The sequence below is a fragment of the Pseudomonas siliginis genome, from assembly GCF_019145195.1.
Lineage (GTDB): Bacteria > Pseudomonadota > Gammaproteobacteria > Pseudomonadales > Pseudomonadaceae > Aquipseudomonas > Aquipseudomonas siliginis.
Map to the genome: position 1 here is coordinate 92,561 of NZ_JAHSTW010000013.1, position 21,387 is coordinate 113,947.

General features: G+C 59.6%; 22 protein-coding genes. 7 read left to right on the forward strand and 15 right to left on the reverse strand.

From position 1 onward, the window contains the following. Nucleotides 1-222: 222 nt before the first annotated feature. Nucleotides 223-657 (forward strand): GNAT family N-acetyltransferase, encoded by a 435-nt coding sequence (locus KVG87_RS24605; RefSeq protein ID WP_217853006.1) that lies wholly within the window; start codon nt 223-225, stop codon nt 655-657. A gap of 14 nt (nt 658-671) precedes the next feature. Here the strand turns inward: KVG87_RS24605 and def are convergent, their stop codons facing one another. From def to KVG87_RS24620, 3 genes are all read right to left on the reverse strand, one after another. Beyond that, nucleotides 672-1,211: a peptide deformylase gene (gene def / locus KVG87_RS24610; protein ID WP_076563914.1), complete on the reverse strand. Its 540-nt coding sequence runs from the start codon at nt 1,209-1,211 to the stop codon at nt 672-674. Continuing rightward, nucleotides 1,208-2,164, reverse strand: a complete 957-nt coding sequence (locus tag KVG87_RS24615; RefSeq protein WP_041479188.1) for a YihY/virulence factor BrkB family protein — start codon at nt 2,162-2,164, stop codon at nt 1,208-1,210. The genes def and KVG87_RS24615 overlap by 4 nt, the downstream gene beginning before the upstream one ends. Before the next feature lie 163 nt (nt 2,165-2,327). Beyond that, complete coding sequence (locus KVG87_RS24620) at nt 2,328-2,519, reverse strand: CsbD family protein (RefSeq protein ID WP_016775518.1); 192 nt, start codon at nt 2,517-2,519, stop codon at nt 2,328-2,330. Nucleotides 2,520-2,713: 194 nt separating this feature from the next. Here KVG87_RS24620 and KVG87_RS24625 point away from each other — a divergent pair, with 194 nt between their 5' ends. Next, complete coding sequence (locus KVG87_RS24625) at nt 2,714-3,091, forward strand: hypothetical protein (protein ID WP_016775519.1); 378 nt, start codon at nt 2,714-2,716, stop codon at nt 3,089-3,091. A 158-nt stretch (nt 3,092-3,249) separates the two neighbouring features. Here the strand turns inward: KVG87_RS24625 and fadD1 are convergent, their stop codons facing one another. Together fadD1 and fadD2 are read right to left on the reverse strand one after the other, a co-directional pair. Next, the gene (gene fadD1, locus KVG87_RS24630; RefSeq protein WP_024014053.1) at nt 3,250-4,947 is read right to left on the reverse strand and encodes a long-chain-fatty-acid--CoA ligase FadD1; all 1,698 of its coding nucleotides are present in this window, start codon (nt 4,945-4,947) and stop codon (nt 3,250-3,252) included. A gap of 347 nt (nt 4,948-5,294) precedes the next feature. Next, nucleotides 5,295-6,983 (reverse strand): long-chain-fatty-acid--CoA ligase FadD2, encoded by a 1,689-nt coding sequence (fadD2, locus tag KVG87_RS24635; protein ID WP_024014054.1) that lies wholly within the window; start codon nt 6,981-6,983, stop codon nt 5,295-5,297. Nucleotides 6,984-7,208: 225 nt separating this feature from the next. Here fadD2 and KVG87_RS24640 point away from each other — a divergent pair, with 225 nt between their 5' ends. After that, nucleotides 7,209-8,153, forward strand: coding sequence for an alpha/beta hydrolase (locus KVG87_RS24640; protein WP_217853008.1), 945 nt, complete (start codon nt 7,209-7,211; stop codon nt 8,151-8,153). A gap of 43 nt (nt 8,154-8,196) precedes the next feature. Then, nucleotides 8,197-8,667, forward strand: a complete 471-nt coding sequence (locus KVG87_RS24645; protein ID WP_217853010.1) for a MaoC family dehydratase — start codon at nt 8,197-8,199, stop codon at nt 8,665-8,667. Nucleotides 8,668-8,790: 123 nt separating this feature from the next. Here KVG87_RS24645 and KVG87_RS24650 read toward each other — a convergent pair whose 3' ends face one another. Further along, entirely contained in the window at nt 8,791-9,258 is a 468-nt protein-coding gene (locus tag KVG87_RS24650) for a ferritin-like domain-containing protein (protein ID WP_217853013.1), read from the reverse strand. Between the two features lie 206 nt (nt 9,259-9,464). On the opposite strand from KVG87_RS24650, the gene KVG87_RS24655 reads away from it, so the two are divergent. Then, a complete protein-coding gene (locus tag KVG87_RS24655) occupies nt 9,465-9,701 on the forward strand; it encodes a DUF3820 family protein (protein WP_003227425.1) in 237 nt (78 codons plus the stop codon). A gap of 30 nt (nt 9,702-9,731) precedes the next feature. Beyond that, a complete protein-coding gene (locus KVG87_RS24660; protein WP_217853015.1) occupies nt 9,732-10,913 on the forward strand; it encodes an aminotransferase class V-fold PLP-dependent enzyme in 1,182 nt (393 codons plus the stop codon). Here KVG87_RS24660 and KVG87_RS24665 read toward each other — a convergent pair. The 4 genes from KVG87_RS24665 to zwf all read right to left on the reverse strand — a co-directional run bounded on the left by KVG87_RS24665 (nt 10,910) and on the right by zwf (nt 14,502). Then, the gene (locus KVG87_RS24665; RefSeq protein WP_217853017.1) at nt 10,910-11,482 is read right to left on the reverse strand and encodes a peptidase associated/transthyretin-like domain-containing protein; all 573 of its coding nucleotides are present in this window, start codon (nt 11,480-11,482) and stop codon (nt 10,910-10,912) included. The two genes, KVG87_RS24660 and KVG87_RS24665, sit on opposite strands and share 4 nt — an antisense overlap. Nucleotides 11,483-11,652: 170 nt before the next feature. Further along, nucleotides 11,653-12,318, reverse strand: a complete 666-nt coding sequence (locus KVG87_RS24670) for a bifunctional 4-hydroxy-2-oxoglutarate aldolase/2-dehydro-3-deoxy-phosphogluconate aldolase (protein WP_016773539.1) — start codon at nt 12,316-12,318, stop codon at nt 11,653-11,655. A 17-nt stretch (nt 12,319-12,335) separates the two neighbouring features. Next, entirely contained in the window at nt 12,336-13,049 is a 714-nt protein-coding gene (gene pgl / locus KVG87_RS24675) for a 6-phosphogluconolactonase (protein WP_056787964.1), read from the reverse strand. Then, nucleotides 13,036-14,502, reverse strand: a complete 1,467-nt coding sequence (gene zwf, locus KVG87_RS24680) for a glucose-6-phosphate dehydrogenase (protein WP_016773537.1) — start codon at nt 14,500-14,502, stop codon at nt 13,036-13,038. The genes pgl and zwf overlap by 14 nt, the downstream gene beginning before the upstream one ends. Before the next feature lie 226 nt (nt 14,503-14,728). Between zwf and KVG87_RS24685 the strand changes: the two genes are divergently transcribed. Next, a complete protein-coding gene (locus KVG87_RS24685; protein WP_169842436.1) occupies nt 14,729-15,589 on the forward strand; it encodes a MurR/RpiR family transcriptional regulator in 861 nt (286 codons plus the stop codon). Nucleotides 15,590-15,716: 127 nt separating this feature from the next. Here the strand turns inward: KVG87_RS24685 and KVG87_RS24690 are convergent, their stop codons facing one another. The 5 genes from KVG87_RS24690 to KVG87_RS24710 form a co-directional block, all read right to left on the reverse strand. Further along, the gene (locus KVG87_RS24690; protein WP_073472039.1) at nt 15,717-16,571 is read right to left on the reverse strand and encodes a D-hexose-6-phosphate mutarotase; all 855 of its coding nucleotides are present in this window, start codon (nt 16,569-16,571) and stop codon (nt 15,717-15,719) included. A gap of 323 nt (nt 16,572-16,894) precedes the next feature. Beyond that, on the reverse strand, nt 16,895-18,244 hold the full coding sequence (locus KVG87_RS24695; RefSeq protein ID WP_076563920.1) for a carbohydrate porin: 1,350 nt from the start codon (nt 18,242-18,244) through the stop codon (nt 16,895-16,897). 193 nt (nt 18,245-18,437) lie between these two features. Further along, the gene (locus KVG87_RS24700) at nt 18,438-19,598 is read right to left on the reverse strand and encodes an ABC transporter ATP-binding protein (protein ID WP_041479770.1); all 1,161 of its coding nucleotides are present in this window, start codon (nt 19,596-19,598) and stop codon (nt 18,438-18,440) included. 2 nt (nt 19,599-19,600) lie between these two features. Beyond that, entirely contained in the window at nt 19,601-20,446 is an 846-nt protein-coding gene (locus tag KVG87_RS24705) for a carbohydrate ABC transporter permease (protein ID WP_039758116.1), read from the reverse strand. Then, complete coding sequence (locus KVG87_RS24710) at nt 20,439-21,347, reverse strand: carbohydrate ABC transporter permease (RefSeq protein ID WP_016773533.1); 909 nt, start codon at nt 21,345-21,347, stop codon at nt 20,439-20,441. Before KVG87_RS24710 ends, KVG87_RS24705 begins: the two co-directional genes overlap by 8 nt. Nucleotides 21,348-21,387: the final 40 nt, after the last annotated feature.

Sequence of the window (21,387 nt, forward strand, 5' to 3'; positions counted from 1 at the left end):
CGCATGGTTTGATCAATGGCCGAAAATATCGACCTTCTTGGCTTTCTTCTCCGCGCGTTTTTCAATCGCGGTCTTGGCCGGCTTCTTCTTCGCGGCTTTCTTTGAATCCATACCTTTGGACATGATCGGTACTCCACTCACAGGGGTGTGAGTTCAGGTATACACCTATCCCGAAGCGCGCGTTCTTTTATAATCGGCGCTTTTCGCACAACAGCCGACCTCATGCCCGATATCCACTACAGCCAGCTCGACGAATCGTTGTGGCCGCTGATGAACAAGTTCTACCGCAGCCACCAGTCGTCGATGAAAGCCGTGCGCGAGGCGCAACTGTGGGTTGCAAGGCGCGGCGAGATCGTTGCGGCGCTGTGCCTGCGGCCAGTCTCGGGCGGACACTGGCTGACGGGGTTGTTTGTCGATCCGCAGTGTCGGGAACAAGGTGTCGCTGCGCAGTTGATCGCAGCGGCGGTTGCCCAGGTGGACGAGCCGGTGTGGCTGTTTTGCCATCCGGATTTGCGCGGGTTTTATGAGCGGCGTGGGTTCAGCTTCGATCCGCCGCTGCCGCAGGCGATGGCCGAGCGATTGAGCCGGTACGCGCGGAGCAAGCCGATGATTGCGATGGGGCTCAATCCCGCAGATTTACGCTCCCACAGGGGTTGATGGTGTTCTGACAATCAGTCGTCAGCGTTCGGATCAAGGTCCGGGAAAAGCACTTCGGTAAAGCCGAACTTGCTGAAGTCGGTAATCCGCGACGGATACAACCGACCGATCAGGTGATCGCATTCATGCTGCACCACCCGTGCATGAAACCCCGAGGCCACGCGCACGATCGGCTCGCCCTTCGGATCAAAGCCTTCGTAGCGAATCTGCTGATAACGCTCCACCGCGCCGCGCAGGCCTGGCACCGACAGACAACCTTCGAAGCCCTCTTCCATCAACGGATTCAACGGTGTGATCAGCGGATTGATCAGGATCGTCTGCGGCACTGCTTCAGCGTCCGGGTAACGCTCGCTGTGCTCGAAGCCGAAGATCACCAGTTGCAGGTCGACGCCGATCTGCGGCGCCGCGAGACCAACGCCGCCGACGCTTTCCATGGTCTGGAACATGTCATCGATCAGTTGCCACAGCTCGGCGCTGTTGAACATTTCCGGCGGCACCGGCGCGGCGATGCGCAGCAGGCGCTCGTCACCCATTTTCAGAATTTCACGAATCATGGTCGCGCTTCATCAGTGTCCGGCTTGAGCGAATGATCGCGGCCCAGGCCCGAGACGTGTTGTTTGGGGGATTCGTCAGGCTCGCCAGGGGCTTTTTCGCCCTTTTCCTTGCCTTCGGCGGACATGTGCTCGATCACTGCATTCATCTCCGCGCCGAGCAACAAGACTGCGGAGGAAATGTAGAAATACAGCAAGAGCACGATGATCGCCCCGATGCTGCCATACATCGCGTTGTAGTTGGCGAAGGTTTTCACGTAAAAGGCAAAACCCAATGAGGCAAGGATCCACACCACCACGGCCAGCACTGAACCTGGGGTGATGAAACGGAATTCCTGTTTGACGTCGGGCATCACGTAATAGATCAGCGCCACCGCGACCATCATCAGAATCACGATCACCGGCCAGCGGGCGATCGTCCACACCGTGACGATGAAGTATTCCAGCCCCACTTGTGCGGCAATCCAGCCCATCACCTGCGGCCCGAGCACCATCAGCGCAGCAGCGATCAGCAGCATGCCGGCGATGCCGACGGTGTAGACGATCGACAGGGGAAAACGCTTCCAGATCGGCCGGCCTTCGACCACGTCGTAGGCGGCATTCATCGCGCTCATCATCAGGCGCACGCCGGCGGACGCGGTGTACAGGGCGATCACGATACCGATGGACAGCAGGCCACCCTTGGATTGCTGCAACTGGTCGATCACCGGGTTGACCTGCTCCAGCGCCTGCGGCGGCAGCACCAGTTCGGATTGCAGACGCAGCCAGGAGAAGAAATCCGGCAGGTGCAGGAAACCGATCAGGGCGATCAGGAAAAGAATGAACGGGAAAAGCGAGAACAGCATCTGGTAGGCCAGTGCCGAGGCGTAGGTCGACATTTCGTCATCGACGAACTCAGTGACCGTGCGCACCATCACCCGGTGCAGGGGCAGACCTTTCATGTCCGGAAATATCATTCGCGTCTCCTTGCGCCGCAAAAGGTTGAAGTCGTGGCGACTCAGGGGCCGTTTTTTACCTCAAGGTAGCCTACTTGGCGATCCTTCGGCGGATGACCGCAGGGTTCTGATACAAAAACGGCCATCCTTGGATGGCCGCTCGTGTGATTCGTTCAAGGCTCGCTTACGCCTTGTCGACGCCTTTTTTCACAGCGTCCTTGGCGTTGCCGACCGCTTGCTGGGCTTCACCTTTTTTCTCTTGAACCTTGCCTTCGGCACGCATCTTATCGTTGTCAGTAGCTTTGCCGACGCCTTGCTTGATATTGCCGACGGCTTCGTTGGCCATGCCTTTTACTTTATCGCCTGTGCTACTCATGGTGTTTCTCCGTGAAGCATAAAGGGAAGAAAAGTCATTACGTAACGATTGACCGGTGCGCTTTGCGCCGAGTTTCATTTATTTTGCCGGCATTTCGTCTTGGCATGCAGGTTGCGCTTTATGTTTGCCGGCGTTGCCCCGAGAATGCTCAGCCTACGGGCGCTGAGCCCGGCACACCGATTCGCAGGAATGTCATGAAGCTCAATAAAACCCAGGCCATCGCCCGTCGCAACCAGGAACTGGGCGGCGCCGTGCTCGGCACCAACAACTGCCACTTCGCCGAACTGAACCGTAACCGCAATATCTGGTGGTTCGACCTGCCGGTGTCGCGCTTGGCCATCGGTCAGTACGAGTGGATTCACTTGCTGCTGCACACCCCGGCCACCGATGAGTTGCTGCACCTGAAAGTGCCCACGGTGTTCCTGCGCGAAAAGCTCGAAGGCCTGGTGATTCGCAATGAAGGCAAGCGCAAGGCGGCGTTGAGCCTGGAATTGAGTGCGGACAAGGATTCGTACCTGCAGGACATGCGTCCGGCCGGGACCAATGTGAATTTTGCACCGTTTCGTCAGTAACAGCTTCGCGAGCAGGCTCGCTCCCACACTCAACCGCGTTCGCCAGTTGCAACACGGTCAAATGTGGGAGCGAGCCTGCTCGCGAAGGCGGCTCCACAGTTGATACAAGTCTAAAGTCACGCACCAACAAAAAGCCCCGCATCTGCGGGGCTTTTTATTTACGCGGCAGACTTGGCCTTGATCTTCTTCAGCTCTTCATCCCGCAATTCGCGGCGCAGGATCTTGCCGACGTTGGTAGTCGGCAGCGCATCGCGGAATTCCACCGAGCGCGGCACTTTGTAGCCGGTTACGTTGGCGCGCATGTGGTCCATGACCTGTTCTTTGGTCAGGGTCACGCCCGGTTTGGCGACGATGAAAATCTTGATCGCCTCACCCGACTTCTCGTCCGGCACGCCAATCGCCGCGCACTGCAATACGCCCGGCAAAGTCGCCAGCACGTCTTCCAGTTCGTTCGGATAGACGTTGAAGCCAGACACCAGAATCATGTCCTTCTTGCGATCGACGATGCGCATGTAGCCGTCCGGCTGGATCAGCGCGATGTCACCGGTTTTCAGCCAGCCGTCGCTGTCGAGCATTTCATCGGTGGCTTCCTGACGCTGCCAGTAACCCTTCATCACTTGCGGGCCCTTGACGCACAGCTCGCCGATTTCGCCCAGCGGCTGCTCGACACCGGCATCGTCGATGACTTTGCACAGGGTCGACGGCACCGGAATGCCGATGGTGCCGATCTGGATGTGCTGGATCGGGTTGACCGTGGCCACCGGGCTGGTTTCGGTCATGCCGTAGCCTTCGCAGATGGCGCAACCGGTCACGGCTTTCCAGCGCTCGGCTGCGGCCAGTTGCAGGGCCATGCCGCCGGACAGGGTGACTTTCAGCGCGGAGAAATCCAGTTTGCGGAAACCTTCGTTGTTGCACAGCGCCACGAAGAGCGTGTTCAGACCGACGAAACCGCTGAACTTCCACTTCGACAGTTCCTTGACCATCGCCGGCAGGTCGCGCGGGTTGCTGATCAGGATGTTGTGGTTGCCGATCAGCATCATCGCCATGCAGTGAAAGGTGAATGCGTAGATGTGATACAGCGGCAGCGGCGTGATCAGGATCTCGCAGCCTTCGTTGAGGTTGGAGCCCATCAGCGCCTTGCATTGCAGCATGTTGGCGACCAGGTTGCGGTGCGTGAGCATCGCGCCCTTGGCCACGCCGGTGGTGCCGCCGGTGTATTGCAGCACCGCGACATCGCCGCTGTCCGGGTTGGCTTCGGCCACTGGCTGGCCGTGGCCCTTGCTCAGGACGTCGTTGAATTTGATGGCTTTGGGCAAGTGATAGGCCGGGACCATTTTCTTCACGTACTTGATGACGCTGTTGATCAGCAGGCGCTTGATCGGCGGCAGCAGGTCGGCGACTTCGGTGACGATGACGTGCTTGACCCCGGTTTTCGGCACCACGGCTTCGGCCAGGTGCGCCATGTTCGCCAAGCACACCAGGGCTTTGGCGCCGGAGTCGTTGAATTGGTGTTCCATTTCCCGCGCGGTGTACAGCGGGTTGGTGTTGACCACGATCAGCCCGGCGCGAATGGCACCGAAGACCGCGACCGGGTACTGCAGGACGTTGGGCAGTTGCACGGCGATTCGATCACCGGGCTGCAAGTCGGTATGCTGTTGCAGATACGCGGCAAAGGCACCGGACAGCTCGTACAGCTCACCGTAGGTGATTGTCTTGCCGAGGTTGCTGAAAGCCGGTTTGTTGGCGAAGCGTTGGCAGGATTGCTTCAACACTGCCTGAATGTTCGGATACTCGTCTGGATTGATCTCGGCTGCGATTCCAGCCGGGTACTTATCCTTCCAAAAGTCTTCGATCATGGAAGCCCACTCCTCAGCAACGCGAATTCTTCACCGCATTTGATGCGATTATTATTGGTGTGTGTTTTGTATTGGTGAATCCGGCGTTTTACAGGCCGAGAAGTCACAAAGCGCGCCGAGAGTAGCAGCTTTGCCAAGGGTCGACCAGAGCCAAAAGAGGCCCCTACAGTCATATTGATGACTCAAGACTTGCCAGCGGTCATTTTAGAGCAAAAATCCTATAACTCCCTAAAACCCCCGAATTCAGCGGGCACAAAAGATTCGCGAGCCGGCTCGCCCCCACAGAAAGCATCGATACCTGTGGGAGCGAGCCTGCTCGCGAATGTCACAAGCGCTGCGGTTCAGGCCTAGGCGATATCCCGCAACTCGCGCCGCAGAATTTTCCCTACAGGCGTCATCGGCAACGACTCACGCAACACGATGTGTTTCGGCACTTTGTAGGCCGTGAAATTCTCTTTGCAGTACGCCTTCAGCTCTTCCAGGCTGACCCCGCTCTCCCGCGCCACCACAAACAGCTTCACCGCCTCTCCCGAACGTTCGTCCGGCACGCCGATCACCGCGCAGTTGGCGACTTTCGGGTGAGCCATGACCACGTCTTCGATTTCGTTGGGGTACACGTTGAAGCCTGAGACGATGATCATGTCCTTCTTACGATCGACGATGCGCACAAAACCGTCCGGGTCGATCACGGCGATATCACCGGACTTGAACCAGCCTTCGGCATCGAGCACTTCGGCGGTGGCTTCGGGTTTGTTCCAGTAGCCCTTCATGATCTGCGGGCCTTTGATGCACAGCTCGCCGCGCTCGCCCAGCGGCTGTTCGACGCCGTCATCGTTGATGATTTTCACCAGCGTACCCGGCACCGGCAGGCCCACCGTGCCCAGACGCGACTGATCGCCGTAAGGGTTGGTGCAGGCCACTGGCGAGGTTTCGGTCAGGCCGTAGCCTTCGGTGATACGGCAACCGGTCATCTGCTCCCAGCGCTCGGCGGTGGCCTTGACCAGCGCGGTGCCGCCGGAGTTGGTCAGCTTCAGACTGGAGAAATCCAAGGTCTTGAAGTCAGGGTGATCCATCAGCGCAACGAACAAGGTGTTCAAACCCAGCAGCGCCGAGAAACGCCAGTTCTTCAGTTCCTTGATGAAGCCGGCGATGTCGCGCGGATTGGAGATCAACACGTTGTGGTTGCCGGACACCATCATGCACATGCAATTCGCAGTGAAGGCATAGATGTGGTACAGCGGCAGCGGCGCGATCATCACCTCCTGGCCCTCGCGCAATAGCGGCTGGCCGTCCGGCCCGAGCTGGGCGAGGCAGGCGCGCACCTGCTGCATGTTCGCCACCAGATTGCCGTGGGTGAGCATCGCGCCCTTGGCCAGGCCGGTGGTGCCGCCGGTGTATTGCAGCACGGCGATGTCATCGAGACCGACGTTCAGCGGTTTGATGCCCAGGCCGCGGCCCATGCGCAGCGCGCTTTTGAACGAGGTCGCTTGCGGCAGCGAATACTCGGGAACCAGTTTCTTCACTTTGCTGACCACTGTATTGACCAGCCAGCCTTTGGCGGTGGGCATCAAGTCGCCCATCTTCGCTTCGATCAAATATTGGATGTCAGTGTCGGGCAGCACTTCCTGGACTTTCTGTCCGAACAGATTCAGGTAGACCAGCGCACGTGCGCCGGAATCCTTGAACTGGTGGCGCATTTCCCGTGGCGTGTACAACGGGTTGGTGTTGACCACGATCAGCCCGGCGCGCAGCGCGCCGAACACGGCAATCGGATAATGCAGGACGTTGGGCATCTGCACCGCAATGCGATCCCCCGGCACCAGATCGGTATGGGCCTGCAGGTAACCGGCGAACGCCGCGCTCTGGCGCTCGAGTTCGGCGTAGGTCAGGGTGATGCCCATGCTGCTGAACGCCGGGCGGTCAGCGAACTTCTTGCAGGAACGCTCAAACACTTCGATGACCGACTTGAACTCGCCCATGTCGATGTCCAGCGGTACGCCGGCCGGGCGTTTGTCATTCCAGAAATCAGGTTGCATTGTTCTTGTCCTCTTTACCTGAGCCGATCCGGGAGCCGCTTTCTGTCGTTTCTGCTTCGTCCATGGAAGGCGAAAAGCACAAAGCGGAGCTTCACGGACACTAGCAGCTATGGCCATTGAGGCAAATATGACGCAAGCCCTCATTGATCCCGTGAATCTTCCTGCCGTGGCGTGAGCTGATCAGACGCGCTATACACTGTGGCGATGCTGAGCAAAGGAATCGCCATGACCCACGACACCTTCTGGCTGGACGCGAGTGACCGCAGCCGCCTGTACATCAACCGCTGGCTGCCGGCCACGCCATTGAAAGCGGTGATTCTGCTGGCCCATGGCATGGCCGAACACAGCGCTCGCTACGCTCGACTCGCCGACACGTTTTGCGACAAAGACTATGGTGTTTACGCACCGGATCTGCGCGGCCATGGTCGCACCGCTGACAACGGCACCCTTGGCCATTTCGCCGATGACGATGGCTGGTGCAAGGTGGTTGGCGATCTGGCCAGCCTCAACCAGCATATCGGCCAGCAACATCCCGGCGTGCCGATCATCCTGCTCGGCCACAGCATGGGCAGCTACATCGCCCAAGGCTATTTGTTGCACCACAGTGCCAGTCTGCACGGGGCGATTCTCAGTGGCTCGAATTACCAGCCAGTGGCGCTGTATCGCGCCGCCCGGCAGATTGCCCGGCTGGAAAAACTGCGTCAGGGCGGCAAGGGCCGCAGTGCGTTGATCGAGTGGCTGTCGTTCGGCTCGTTCAACAATAAATTCAAACCGGTGCGGACCCGTTTCGACTGGCTGAGCCGCGATCCGGCCGAGGTCGACAAGTACGCCGCCGACCCGTTGTGCGGCTTTCGCTGCACCAATCAGCTGTGGATCGACCTGCTCGGCGGCTTGCAGCAAATCAGCAAAGCGTCCAATCTCGCGCAGATCGATCCGGGCCTGCCGTTGCTGGTGATTGGCGGCGAATGTGATCCGGTGAGCGAGGGCAAGCGTCTGACAGATCTGGCCAATGCCTTGCGCACGGCCGGCAGCCAGCACCTGCAACTGAAGATCTACCCGCAGGCCCGGCACGAATTGTTCAATGAAAGCAATCGCGACGAAGTGACCGCCGATGTGCTCGCCTGGATCGACCAGGCCCTGAGCCACCGGCGCCCGCAGCGCAGCGAATAATTTTTTGTGGATTGACTGAAATCCGTCACAGGAATCGAAACCGATGACCCAGGTAACCAACATCCCTTACGAAGCCCTTGAAGTCGGCCAGACCGCCAGCTACAGCAAGACTGTCGAAGAGCGCGACATTCAGCTGTTCGCCGCGATGTCAGGCGACCACAACCCGGTGCACCTGGACGCCGAGTTTGCCGCCGCCAGCATGTTCAAGGAGCGCATCGCCCACGGCATGTTCAGCGGTGCGCTGATCAGCGCAGCGGTGGCCTGTGAATTGCCTGGACCAGGCACCATTTATATCGGTCAGCAGATGAGCTTTCAGAAGCCGGTGAAGATCGGCGACACGTTGACGGTGCGCCTGGAGATTCTGGAGAAGCTGCCGAAATTCCGCGTGCGCATTGCCACTCGCGTATTCAACCAGCGTGATGAATTGGTGGTGGATGGCGAGGCGCAGATTCTCGCGCCGCGCAAACAGCAGACGGTCACGCTGCCGACTTTGCCGGCGATCAGTATCGGTTGATCAGTCGCACAAAATAAAAGTGGGAGCGAGCCTGCTCGCGAAATGGTCGTGTCAGCAAAAGCAACATTGCATGACACACCGAATTCGCGAGCAGGCTCGCTCCCACAGTTGTTTCAGTGCAGCTTAAGAGTTGGCACGAGCCTGGTTACGCAGGGCTTTCACCTGGTCGTGGTTGCGTTGTACGCCGTGGTACTGACGCTCAACCAGATCCTTGATGCCCACCAGATTGTGCTTGTTGATCTTCTCGATCGCTTCACGATAAGCCTTCAGCGCATGGTCTTCACCGCGCTCTGCTTCGTTCAGCACAGCCTCTTCGTCTTTACCGGTGAACATGGATTTGACGTCGACCCAGCGACGGTGCAGATCACCGGCAACGCTGGTCGAGGTTTCCGGATCGCCGCCCAGCGAACGTACCTGAGCCTGCAGCTCGGCTGCTGCGGTGGCGCAATCAGCGGAGCGAGTCACGAACAGGGTTTTCAGTTCTGGGTGCTTGATGTCTTCAGCGCAAGTCTTGAACCCTTCCTGACCGTCCTTGCAGGTTTCAATCAGGTCGTTGAGTACAGAAATGGCTTCTTTTTTCATGTCGGTCATTTTTCAATTCCTTGCGATGGGTTGAAGATGCAAGGGATATTGCAGTGTGCGTGCCAGCTTTTTGATCGGATAAAAAACCTTTATTTTCAACAACTTACAAAAGATTGAACCATCTGTATGCTGGTTTTTTGCATGATCTGTCATTTGGCCTGCATGCAGAATGCCTGTATTTTCCAGGCTGTGATGTGAATCGATGAAGCGTGCTGATGAATCCGGAAAAACTCGAACTGCTGATCACCCGCGAAATGCCCTTCGGCAAGTACAAAGGGCGGATCATTGCCGACCTGCCTGGCCCCTATCTGAACTGGTTTGCCCGTGAAGGCTTTCCCCACGGTGAACTCGGTGGCCTGCTGGCGCTGATGCAGGAGATCGACCATAACGGCCTGTCCGACCTGCTCGAGCCGCTGCGCGCAAAACACGGCAAACCCGCCCCGCGCCACTGACGCGCCCTTCCCTCTTGAGCCTTGCCGACCATGCCTGACAACACCCGCCGCGCCCGTGACGAAGCCTTCTGGCAAACCTTTGCCGATCGATACGATGTGCAGCCCGGTCCGGTCAATCTGGAAAACGGTTACTTCGGGCGCATGTCGCGCACAGTGATCGAGGAGTACCAGCGCAATATCGAGCTGATCAACGCCAGCAACTCGATTTATGCACGCCAGCGCTTTGAACAGCACGACAACCTTGAGATCCGCGCGCAACTGGCCGAACTGATTGGCGTGCGCGCGCAAAGCGTGGCGCTGACGCGCAATGCCACCGAAGGCCTGCAATCGCTGATCCGCAATTACAATCGTCTGCAACCGGGTGATCAGGTACTGATCTGCGACCTCGAGTACGACACGGTCAAGGGCGCCATGCGCTGGCTGGCGAAGCAGCGTGGCGTTGAGGTCATCGAAATTGCCCACCACCATCCCGCCAGTTTCGACAGCCTGCTGGAAAGCTACCGCGAGGCTTTCGTCAGCCATCCAAAACTCAAACTGATGGCCCTGACCCACGTCACCCATCGCACCGGTCTAGTCATGCCGGTGCAGGCCATCGCCGCATTGGCCAAAGAGCATGGCGTCGACATCATCCTCGACGGTGCCCACGCCCTCGGCCAGATTGAATTCGACCTGCAAGCGTTGGGCATCGCTTTCGCCGGTTACAACCTGCACAAATGGATCGGCGCACCTCTGACCCTCGGCTTTATCTATATCGCCCCGCAGCGTCTCGCCGACATCGATCCGGACATGGGCGAGATGCATTACCCGGTCAGCGATATTCGCGCGCGGACCTCGTACAGCACGCCGAACATCCCGGCACTGATGACCTTGCCGCTGGTGTTCGAAGAGCACGACGCGCTCGGCGGCGCCGCAGCCAAAAGCCCACGCCTGAGTTACCTGCGCAACCTGTGGGTCAGCCGGGTCCGGCACCTGCCGGGCATCGAGGTGCTGACGCCGGACGACCCGCAACTGTATTGCGGGATCACCGCGCTGCGCTTCACCCGGCATGCCGATCAGCAGGCCATGGCCGAGCGTCTGCTCAGAGAGTTCAACCTGTTCACCGTGGTGCGCACCGGCGCCGCGTGCGGGCCGTGCATTCGCATCACCCCGGGGCTGACCACCACGGCTGGCGAGATGGAGCAGCTGGTTCGGGCGCTGGACCAACTGCGCTAGAACGGCGCTCCGGAGTTTTTTTCGTAGCCTTCCAGGCCAAGCTGCGACGACACGGCAAAGGTGTCGATGCCGAGGGTCTGGCAGGCGAAAGCACCGTCTTCAAGATCCGCGCCGGCGATCGGCTGCAACACCAACCGCAAGGCGTCCTCGGCGGCACCTTCACAGCCGCAGCGGCCTGGGACGTGCAAGGTGCCGGCCCAGGCCTCGTGGTGAGCTTGCGCTCCTGCTTCGTCGCCGGGAATGAATACGTTCAGCTTCAGGCAAGCAGCGCCGTGCGCCAGTCGGTCCGGATAGACACTGGTGAAACGGACGATGCCATGGCTGTCGGTCGATTGACTGCCGCCCAGGCTGGTGTCGCCATCGACACGCTGTTGAATGCGCACCAGCGCGCCGATGACCGGCTCGCTGGTCATCGCATCGACCAGCGACAGACGCAGGACCAGCGGCAAGCCTTGGACACCTTGGCTGATATTGCGCACTTGAGATTCAGCTGCGGGGCGGCCGAGGGGAAGTTGCTTCGGTTGATAACGGGATTGTGGCGTAAGGGTCAGAGACTGACGGTCGTCCATGAGGCGTTCTCTCTTCCATAAGATGGACGCAGATTAACCCCGTGAAAAAGTCAGCGTGCAGTAACTATGTATCGCCGCATGTATCGGCAGTTTTTTCAGCGCAAAAAAAAGGTGCGCCGACCAAGCGCACCATAAAGCCGTAAAGCACACAACGAAGTGTCGGGTAACAATCAGTCCAGCAGCGCCAGGGCCTCGGCGGTGCATTCCTGAATGCGGGCCCAGTCGCCGTTCTTGATCCACTCCGGATCAAGCATCCAGCTACCGCCCACGCACATGACGTTTTTCAGCGCCATGTAGCTCTTGATATTGGCCGGGCCGACGCCGCCAGTCGGGCAGAATTTCACTTCGCCGAACGGGCCGCCGAGGGCCTTGATTGCCGCCACGCCACCGCTGACTTCCGCCGGGAACAGCTTGAAGCGGCGATAGCCCAGACCGTAGCCTTCCATGATCCCCGAGGCGTTGCTGATGCCCGGCAACAGCGGAATCGGGCTGTCGACGCTGGCTTCGAGCAGGTCGCGGGTGATGCCCGGGGTGACGATGAACTGCGAGCCTGCCGCTTCCGCCGCTGCGAGCATGTTGCGGTCGAGCACGGTGCCGGCACCGGTCATCAGTTCCGGGCGCTGTTCGCGCAGGATCTGAATGGCCTTGAGGCCGAACTGCGAACGCAGGGTCACTTCCAGCGCAGTCAGGCCACCGGCGGCGAGGGCGTCGGCCAGCGGCAGCACGTCCTGTTCGCGAGCGATGGTGATCACCGGCAGGATCCGCGCCTTGGCGCAGAGACTGTCGATCAGGGCAACTTTGTCCGCCATGGAAACGGTCGGGGATGGGGTTGTCATAGCGGCTGTTCCTTGGCTCATGGGCACCAGTAAATCTCTAACGTAGGTTGCAGAAACGCGCGCACCGGCATGGCCGCAACGTCATCGGATGCCAGCGCGGCATTCAGGGTGGTCAGTTTCGATTGACCGGAAATCGACAGAATCTTGTGCCGGGCCGAGGCCAGCAGCGCGCGGCTCATGGTCAGGCGCTGACGCGGCACGCTTGGCGCCAGCATCGGCCAGCAACGGCGCGTGCCATCGGCTTGCAGGGCTTCGGCGAGGTTCGGGCTGTCGGGGAACAGCGATGCGGTGTGGCCGTCATCGCCCATGCCCAGCACCAGCACGTCGATCGGCGGCAGTTCGCCGAGCAGACGATCGGCCTGTTCAGCAGCCTGCTCGACGTTGGCCGCCGCGCTGTAGAGGCTGAGGAACTGCGCCTTGGCTGCCGGGCCTTTAAGCAGATACTGCTTGAGCAGGCCGGCATTGCTGTCGGCATGTTCCACCGGTACCCAGCGTTCGTCGGCCAGGGTCACAACGACCTTCGACCAGTCCAGCTCCTGCTTGGCCAGGTGCTGGAAAAACGCTACCGGGCTACGCCCGCCGGACACCACCAGCACCGCGTTGCCGCGCGCGGCAATGGCCTCGCTCAGTTGCTTGGCAACGTTCAGCGCCAGGCCTTCAGCCAGCAGCACCGGGCTGTTGAATTCGCGGGCAGTCACACCCGTCGGCAGTTGCACATCAGATATCGCCATACCACGACCTCCCGTCCCGCGTGATCAAAGCAATGGAGCTCATCGGCCCCCACGACCCGGCCGCATAAGGCTTGGGCGCGTCACCGGACTTTTTCCACCCGGCGATCAGTTGGTCACACCACTTCCACGCGGCTTCGATTTCATCTTTACGGACAAACAGGTTCTGATTGCCGTTCATCACTTCCAGCAACAACCGCTCGTAGGCATCGGGGATCCGCGCGCTACGCCAGGTGTCGGAGAAATTCAGTTGCAGCGGGCCGCTGCGCAGTTGCATGCCCTTGTCCAGGCCCTGCTCTTTGGTCATCACGCGCAAGGAAATGCCTTCGTCCGGTTGCAGGCGGATGATCAGTTTGTTGCTGATCTGCAGGCGCTGCTCCGGGGCGAAGATGTAGTGCGAGGGTTCCTTGAAGTGGATGACGATCTGCGACAGCTTTTGCGGCATGCGCTTGCCGGTACGCAGGTAGAACGGCACGCCGGCCCAGCGCCAGTTGCGGATATCGGCACGCAGGGCGACGAAGGTTTCGGTGTCGCTCTGGGTATTGGAATTCGGTTCTTCGAGGTAACCCGGAACGGATTTGCCTTCGCTGTGGCCGGCGATGTACTGGCCGCGCACCACTTGTGTGGTCAGGCCTTCCGGACTGATCGGCGCCAGCGCCTTGAGCACTTTTACCTTTTCGTCACGGATGCTGTCGGCGGACAGGTCGGCCGGCGGATCCATGGCAATCAGGCAGAGCAGCTGCAACAGGTGATTCTGGATCATGTCGCGCAGCTGGCCGGCCTTGTCGAAATAGCCCCAACGGCCTTCGATGCCGACCTTCTCGGCCACGGTGATTTCCACGTGGGAGATGTAATTCTGGTTCCACTGGGTTTCGAACAGGCTGTTGGCGAAACGCAGGGCGATCAGGTTCTGAACGGTCTCTTTGCCCAGGTAGTGGTCGATGCGGTAGGTGCGGTCTTCCGGGAAGAACTGCGCTACTGCGTCGTTGACCTTGCGCGAGGACTCCAGGTCAGAGCCGATCGGTTTTTCCAGCACTACACGGGTATTTTCGGCCAGACCGACTTTCTCGAGGTTCTCGCAGATAGCGCCGTACACCGCCGCCGGGGTGGCGAAGTAGGCAATCATGCGCTGGCTGCTGCCGGCCAATTCCGCCAGCGCCACGTAATCCTCAGCCTTGAGGAAGTCGACGTGCAGATAGGTCAGGCGCGCGAGGAAGCGCTCGGCCACGGTTTCGTTCAGCTCTTTGCCGACATAACGGCGCAATTCGGCGGCGATGAACGCCATGTGCTGCTGCTCGCTGCCGGGCTCACGGGCCAGCGCGATGATGCGCGTGTCCTCGTGCAGCAGGTCGGCACCGTCAAGGTGATACAGGGCAGGAAACAGCTTGCGCAGGGCCAGATCGCCAAGCGCGCCGAACAAGGCAAAGGTGCACGGTTCAACCGTAATGGAAGGCATGATGTTTGTTCTTTTATCAAGTTAAGCTACAAATACCTTTTTTTAAGGCATCACTCAAGGGAAAATGTAGTAATAACCACAACATTTTCGCAGAATACTCAATCCGAGTGGTGGTCGCCCGGACGCATCAGTAGGATAGACCACCGTCACGGGCCATATCAAAGGCCCAATTTGCATAGCCCGACGCAACTCTGCGTCGGTGAATCAGGAATTCCATATGGACCGCGTGCGAAATTTACTGGAACAGATCCAGAGTCGCCTTGAAGAGCTGAACAAGGCCGAACGTAAGGTCGCCGAGGTGATTCTGCTCAACCCGCAGCAGGCCACCCGCTTCAGCATCGCCGCCCTCGCCCAGGCCGCCTCGGTGAGCGAACCGACGGTCAACCGTTTCTGCCGCTCGTTCGGTGTCAGCGGCTACCCCGAACTCAAGCTGCAATTGGCCCAGAGCCTGGCCAGTGGCGCGGCGTATGTCAGCCGCGCGGTCGAGGCCGACGACAATCCCGAGGCGTACACCCAGAAGATTTTCGGCAGCGCCATCGCTTCCCTGGACAGTGCTTGCCAGGCGCTCGACCCGAACCTGATCAGCCGCGCCGTCGACCTGTTGATCCAGGCCCGGCAGATCCACTTCTTCGGCCTCGGCGCTTCGGCACCGGTGGCACTGGATGCGCAGCACAAGTTCTTCCGCTTCAACCTTGCGGTCACCGCGCATGCCGATGTGCTGATGCAGCGAATGATTGCTTCGGTGGCGCACACCGGTGAGCTGTTCGTGATCATTTCCTACACCGGGCGTACCCGTGAGCTGGTGGAAGTGGCGCGGATTGCTCGGGAGAACGGCGCTTCGGTTCTGGGCCTGACGGCGGAAAATTCACCGTTGGCCAAGGCCAGTACCCTTAGCCTGAACATTCCGTTGCCGGAAGACACCGACATTTATATGCCGATGACGTCGCGGATCATTCAGTTGACGGTGCTGGATGTGCTGGCGACGGGGATGACCTTGCGCCGTGGCGTGGATTTCCAGCCGCATCTGCGCAAGATCAAAGAGAGCTTGAATGCCAGCCGGTATCCGGTGGGTGACGAATTCAATTGATCCGGAATCTCGGCTGACTGATCCGCCCTCTTCGCGAGCAGGCTCGCTCCCACATTTTGGAATGCATTCCCCTGTGGGAGCGAGCCTGCTCGCGAAAGGGCCGGTCGACTCGCCGCGGGGCTTTCAATCAAGCCGCCGCCCACGCCTGCAAACTCAAATGCGCCTTCTCACCCGGCGCCAGGTGCAGACTGTCGGTGCCGCCCGCCGCTGCTTCTACGCAAACGAATTCCGATACCTCGTCCCAACTCACCCCCAGCAACGGCCGCGCGCCGGGATGCCAGACGACGGTGTCGCCGCTGTCGCCGGTATCAATGCACAACTCGCGCTGCCAGGCGTGATCCTTGAGCTGCAATTCGCCGTCATGCTGAAACACCCGCTGACAGCCGCCATCAACGCGCAATTCACCCTCCTGCTGGCAAACCTGGCGATTCAACTGGTCATAACCCTGCGCGCCTTCGAGCCCAGACAGCGCTATCTCACCAACATCGCCTATACGCCAGTAAGCGTGCAAAGCCTGGCTCAACTGGCACGGCATGTCGTCCTGATGCTCGGTGCTCAGGCGTAATTCCATGCGTTCGCCCAGATGCGCGTGCAGGTCGACCTGCCAATCGCACAGCTGTAATTGCCAGTGCAGGCGCACGCCGTCTTCGGCGCTGCTGCTGTCGAGCAGTTTCCAGTCGAGCAGTCGCGCCCAACCATGGGACGGCCAGGCGTTTTCGCTCGGATGACGGCCATACCACGGCCAGCACACCGGCACGCCACCGCGAATCGCGCCGACATGCGGCCACTTCGCCGCGCACCACAACCACGGCTTCTGCCCACGCGGCTGAAAGTGCAGCAACTGCGCACCCTGCCGACTGAACACCGCCTGACACAACGGATGATCGATCACCAGCACATCGCGCATCTGATAGCGCTCCCAGGCGAACACCGGCCGCTCGCGCAGGGATTTGAAGAAGCGTTGCAGCGGATGCTCATGCATTGGCTACGGTCCTGAAAATCATGGGGGTACAATTACCTTTGTGACCCTTGAATACTGTGGCGAGGGGATTTATCCCCGTTCGACTGCGAAGCAGTCGCAAACCTGGAAAACGGCCTCTCGCTGATACACCTCAGTGGATGGTTTTGGGGCCGCTTCGCAGCCCAGCGGGGCGGTGCGACGTTTCGCTAAATCCCCTCGCCACAAAAAGCTCTCCAGCCACAAAAAATCATCAAGCAACACATCTGACCTGTGTCACAAAAAAAAGCGGACAGCCTTGGCTGTCCGCAAAATGCGCACATAGAGAGGAGCTTATCGCAGACGCGTTAGAACGTTGACTGAATTTTCAGGCCAGCGACCAAAGCGTTATCGACTTCATCCACACCGCCCGGATGGGTGATGTATTGCAGGTTGGGACGCACGGTCAGCCAGTTGGTGACATGGATGCCGTAGTTGAGCTCGTAGTTGTATTCGGTTTCACGAATCGGCGAGAACGCGGCGTTGTCGTAGTCGGACACACCGTTGGCAGCGTTCAGCAGTTCAGCGTTGCGCTTGACGTCCTTGTTGACGTGGATACGCGCCGCGCCGATACCGATGTCATCCTTCGGACGCGCATCGAACGGGCCTTTGTAGACAAACATCACCGACTGGTAGTTGTCGATGAAGTTGGTGTCCTTGTCGTGGAAGGTCGCGTTGGCGGCGATGTTCAGACCGCGAGTCGCATCACCGTTGTGGCTGGTGAGTTGCTGTTGCGCAACGAACCAGTAACCGCTTTTGCTGTTGTGCGACTTGTAGTCATCACCGGTGGTTGCCGCATCGAAACCGTTGACGTCTTCGCGAACGTCGTCGGCATCGGCCGTGCTCTTGTAGTAACCGACGCGGTATTCGCCCGGCAGGCTGTTGACCTTCGGCGACCAGACCAATTCAACCGGCAGCACGGTACCTTTGGTGCCGCTGCCGCTGAGCTTGAAGCCGTTGCCGTGTTCCAGTTGCGACGGGTTCTGGTTGTACGCACCGATCTGCGCGTAGAGCTCGTCGTTGATGTTGTACTTCACACGGATCGCGGCCTGGCTGACGGGCCAGTTGTACCAGATGTTGGTCGCCCAGTTACCCACTTGCGAACCGCAGAACGCCAGATTCTGGAAGTCGCACGGGAAGGTGTTGAAGTCTTCGCCTTCGCCGAAGTAACCGGCCTTGACGTCGAGCTTGTTGTCGAAGAACTGGTGCTGGATCCACAACTGGGTCAGACGCACCATGTGGCCACGGCCGTAGACTTCCTGCGAGGAGCTGAGGGTGCCGGCACGCGGATCGCCAACGCGGTCGTTGGAGATGTTGTAGCCGTTACGGTTGGTCAGCTGGATCTTCGCCTGGGTGTTGTCCCAGCCCCACAGCTTCTGCAGGTCGAGGGCCACGCCCAGACCGAACTGGTCGGCGTAACGCGCAGTCTTGTCGTCGTTGTAACCGCCGTTCAGGTTGGCGCCCATCTCGCCAACGTAGTCGGCCTTGATGTCGATACCCTGCTCGATCAGCTTGGTGCGCTCGCCGCCCCAGTCGCCGGTCATCCACTTGGAGTCGGAGCTGAACGCATCCGCCGCCATTGCATTACCGGCCAGCACCAGTGCAGCTGCCGCTGAAACCTGGCAGATCAACCGGGCATTGACGTGTTTCTTTTTCATCCCTACATCCTCGTCTTTATTGTTATTAACTGTTTTTATCTAACGCGGTTTACATAAAGTGCAGTGCTCGACAGGCCGGGCACTGCTTGCCCCCTGTGGGAGCGAGCCTGCTCGCGAATGCGGTGTATCAGGCGACATCAATGCTGGATGTCAGACCGCTTTCGCGAGCAGGCTCGCTCCCACATTTTGTACTTCAGCGGCCTTTGAACTGCGCCACATTCGCCGACCGGGTCTCTGTCTGCACCTGGCCCGCAACGCCCAGACGCTCGCCGGTATTGGCGTCGAACAACAACACTTTCGATGGATCGAACTGCAGCGTCAGGCTTTCGCCCACCTGCGGTGCCACGTCCGGCGCCAGTCGGCAGCAGACCTTGGTGTCATTCAGATTGACGAACACCAACGTGTCCGGACCGGTCGGTTCGGTGACCTGCACTTCGGCGCGGATGCTCGGCAGACCATTGCCCTCGCCATTCGCCAAAACAATCTGCTCCGGGCGCAGGCCGAGGATTACTTCGCGATCTTCGAGGCCGGCGTCCTGCATGCTCATCGGCAATTCACAACGCGCCTGACCGCTGTCGAGCAGCGCCAGCAGGCGACCGTCCTTGCGCTGCAAGCGCAGGGGGATGAAGTTCATCGGTGGCGAACCGATGAAGCTTGCGACGAACAGGTTGGCCGGGTCGTTGTAGATGTCTTTCGGCGTGCCGAACTGCTGAATGATGCCGTCCTTCATCACCGCCACCTTGTCGCCCAGGGTCATCGCTTCGATCTGGTCGTGGGTCACGTAGACCGTGGTGGTTTTCAGACGCTGGTGCATCAGTTTCATTTCGGTACGCATCTCGACGCGCAGCTTGGCGTCGAGGTTCGACAGCGGTTCGTCGAACAGGTAGATCTTCGGCCGCCGCGCCAGTGCACGGCCCATCGCCACGCGCTGTTGCTGACCACCGGAGAGCTGGCCCGGTTTGCGATTGAGCAGGTGTTCGATCTGCAACAGCTTGGCCACGCGGGCGACTTCTTCGTCGATCGCCGCCTGCGGCATCTTGCGGATCTTCAGGCCGAACTCGATGTTCTCGCGCACGCTCATGGTCGGGTACAGCGCGTAGGACTGAAACACCATGGCGATGTCGCGATCCTTGGGGCTCATGCCGCTGACGTCCTGATCACCGATCATGATCGCGCCGCCGGTGATGGTTTCCAGACCGGCGATGCAGTTCATCAAGGTCGATTTGCCGCAGCCCGACGGGCCGACGAGGATCAGGAATTCACCGTCCTTGATCGACAGTTCGATGTTCTTCAGGGTGTCCGGCAGGCCGGCCCCGTAGGTCTTGTTTACGTTGCGAAGTTCAAGCGTAGCCATGATTACCCCTTGACCGCGCCGGCCGTCAGCCCGCGCACGAAATACTTGCCTGCGACCACATAGACCAGCAGGGTCGGCAGGCCGGCGATCATCGCCGCTGCCATATCCACGTTGTATTCCTTGGCGCCGGTGCTGGTGTTGACCAGGTTGTTCAGCGCCACGGTGATCGGTTGCGAATCACCGCTGGAGAACACCACACCGAACAGGAAGTCGTTCCAGATCTGGGTGAACTGCCAGATCAGGCAGACCATGATGATCGGCGTCGACATCGGCAGAATGATGCGGCGGAAAATCGTGAAGAAACCCGCGCCATCCAAACGCGCAGCCTTGACCAGCGCATCGGGAATGCTCACGTAGTAGTTGCGGAAGAACAGCGTGGTGAACGCCAGACCGTAAACCACGTGCACGAACACCAGACCGGTGGTGGTGCTCGCCAGGCCCATCTTGCCGAGGGTGAACGAGGCCGGCAGCAGCACGGTCTGGAACGGCAGGAAGCAGCCGAACAGCAGCAGACCGAAGAACAACTGCGAACCACGGAAGCGCCACATCGACAGCACGTAACCGTTCAACGCACCGATCGCGGTTGAGATGATGACGGCCGGTACGGTGATCTTGATCGAGTTCCAGAAGTAGCCGTCAACCGTGGCCCAGGCCTTGACCCAGCCAATGCCGCTGACCACGGTCGGCCAGCTCAGCAGGTTGCCGGTGCTGATGTCTTCCGGGGTCTTGAAGCTGGTCAGCAACATCACCACCAGCGGCACCAGATACAGAAACACCGCAAGGATCAGCACCGCGTAGATTGCGATGCGGCTCAAGCTGATAGCGGGTTTGGCAGCAAGACTAGTCATGACGCTTGGTCCTCAGCTCGGAATACAGGTAAGGCACGATGATCGCGAGGATCGCACCGAGCATCAGAATCGCACTGGCCGAGCCCATGCCCATCTGGCCGCGACTGAAGGTGAAGGAATACATGAACATCGCTGGCAGGTCGGAGGAATAACCCGGGCCGCCGGCGGTCATTGCCGCAACCAGGTCGAAGCTCTTGATCGCGATGTGCGCGAGGATCATCACCGCACTGAAGAACACCGGACGCAGACTTGGCAGTACGACTTTCCAGTAGATGCGCGGCATGCTCGCGCCGTCGATCTGCGCGGCACGGATGATCGATTGATCAACGCCACGCAGGCCGGCGAGGAACATCGCCATGATGAAGCCCGAGGCTTGCCACACAGCGGCGATCACCAGGCAGTAGACCACGCGATCGGGGTCGATCAGCCAGTCCAGACGGAAGCCTTCCCAGCCCCAGTCACGCAACAATTTGTCCAGGCCCATGCCCGGGTTGAGCAGCCATTTCCATGCGGTACCGGTGACGATCATCGAGAGCGCCATCGGGTACAGGTAAATGGTGCGGATAAAGCCTTCGCGACGGATGCGCTGATCGAGGAACACCGCCAGCAACACACCGATCACCAAGGTGATACCAATGAACATGCCGCCGAACACGGCGAGGTTCTTGCTCGCCACCCACCAGCGATCGTTGTCGAACAACCGCGCGTATTGCGCCAGACCGGCCCACTTGTAGTTGGGCAGGAAGGTCGAGGTGGTGAACGACAGAATGAACGTCCACAGGATGTAGCCATAGAAGCCCACCAGCACGATGAACATGCTCGGCGCCAGCACCAGTTTTGGTAGCCAGCGCTGCAATGCATCGAACGGCGAGGCCTTGCTGAACACAGCAACAGAACTCATGGGGAAATCCACAATAAGGGTTTACGAAAGCATTCCCTTG